The organism is Bradyrhizobium sp. LA6.1 (assembly GCF_040547805.1).
Classification (GTDB): Bacteria; Pseudomonadota; Alphaproteobacteria; order Rhizobiales; family Xanthobacteraceae; genus Bradyrhizobium; species Bradyrhizobium barranii.
Window position 1 is genome coordinate 1 of the sequence record NZ_JBEPQK010000060.1, and the last position, 1,418, is coordinate 1,418.

At 64.2% G+C, this 1,418-nt stretch carries 1 protein-coding gene; it reads right to left on the bottom strand.

Annotated features, from left to right (window positions below):
* Positions 1-36 precede the first annotated feature (36 nt).
* The gene (locus tag ABIB99_RS44445; protein WP_247457886.1) at positions 37-1,320 is read right to left on the bottom strand and encodes an IS256 family transposase; all 1,284 of its coding nucleotides are present in this window, start codon (positions 1,318-1,320) and stop codon (positions 37-39) included.
* Between the last annotated feature and the right edge of the window lie 98 nt (positions 1,321-1,418).

Sequence of the window (1,418 nt, forward strand, 5' to 3'; positions counted from 1 at the left end):
GAGCTATCGCCAAATTTTGGTGACGGCCGGAGCCGGTCAGGCGGCGGCGGTTATGGGCTGACGGTCGGTCGGCTTGGCGATGACCTCGATCCCATCATTGAATGTCACACCGACAACGAGTTTTGGCAACTGGTTGTGGCCATCGAGACGACGCCAGCTTCTCTGCGCGGCCTCGAGCAGTTTGAAGACCATCGCGAGTGCCGTCTTGTTGGACAGGCAGCCCTTCGATCGGATGGTGCGGTGGCGAACGGTGGCGAAGGTGCTTTCGATGGGGTTGGTCGTCCGCAAGTGTTTCCAGTGCTCGGCCGGGAAGTCGTAGAACGCCAGTAGCGTGTCTCGATCCTTGCTCAGGCAATCGGCGGCCTTCTCGTACTTCAGCGCGTAGCTCTCGATGAAGGCGTCGAACGCCAGTTCGGCGGCGGCCTTGGTTTCGGCCATCCAGATCTCCTGCAACGCGCGTTTGGCCTTCGGCTGCTGGCTCTTCGGCAACTTGGCGAGCACGTTGGCGGTCTTGTGCACCCAGCAGCGCTGCTCGCGCGTTTTCGGCCAGACCTCGGCGGCGGCCTTCCAGAACCCGAGTGCGCCATCGGCGATGACGAGCCGCGGCGCCACGTCGAGCCCGCGCCGCTTCAGGTCAAGCAGCAGATCGCGCCAGTCCTGCGCGCTCTCGCGGGCGCCATCGGTGAAGCCGACCAGTTCCTTGCGGCCTTCCGGCGTCGCGCCGATCAGCACCAGGATGCACTGCTTTTCGTCTTCGAGGCGCGCTTGGAGATGGATGCCATCGGCCCAGATGTAGACGTAGCGCTTCGCCGACAGATCGCGCCTCTGCCACGCGGCGTGCTCGTCGAGCCAGCCATCCTTCAGGCGACCGATGGCGGATGCCGACAACCCGGCAGCATCCTTGCCGAGCAGCGCAGCCAGCGCCTCAGAGAAGTCGCCGGTCGAGATACCCTTCAGGTAAAGGATCGGCAGCAGCGTCTCGATCGACTTCGACCGGCGCATGTAGGGCGGCAGGATCGACGGCGAGAACCGGATGCGGCCAGGATCGGCGGCGTCCGCTTCGCGATCGCGTACACGCGGCTGGCGGACGGCGACCGGACCGATGCCGGTCATCACCTCGCGCTCCGGCAGGTGACCGTGGCGGACGACGCGCTGGTGGCCGTCCCGGGTCTTCAAATCGGCATGCTGGCCGAGAAAGTCTGCAACCTCGGCCTCGACCGCCTGGGCCAGCAGGGCACGCGCTCCATTGCGCAAGACTTCTGTGAGTTGATCGTCGAAGATTCCTGGCTGAATCAGATGGATGACGTTATCGTTGGACACGGCATATCGCTCCTTCGGTGGAGAAGTGGAGGCGTCAAGCACCCCCACGATATGCCGCCTTTCCGATTCCCGCCGTCACCAACTTTGGGCGATAGCTC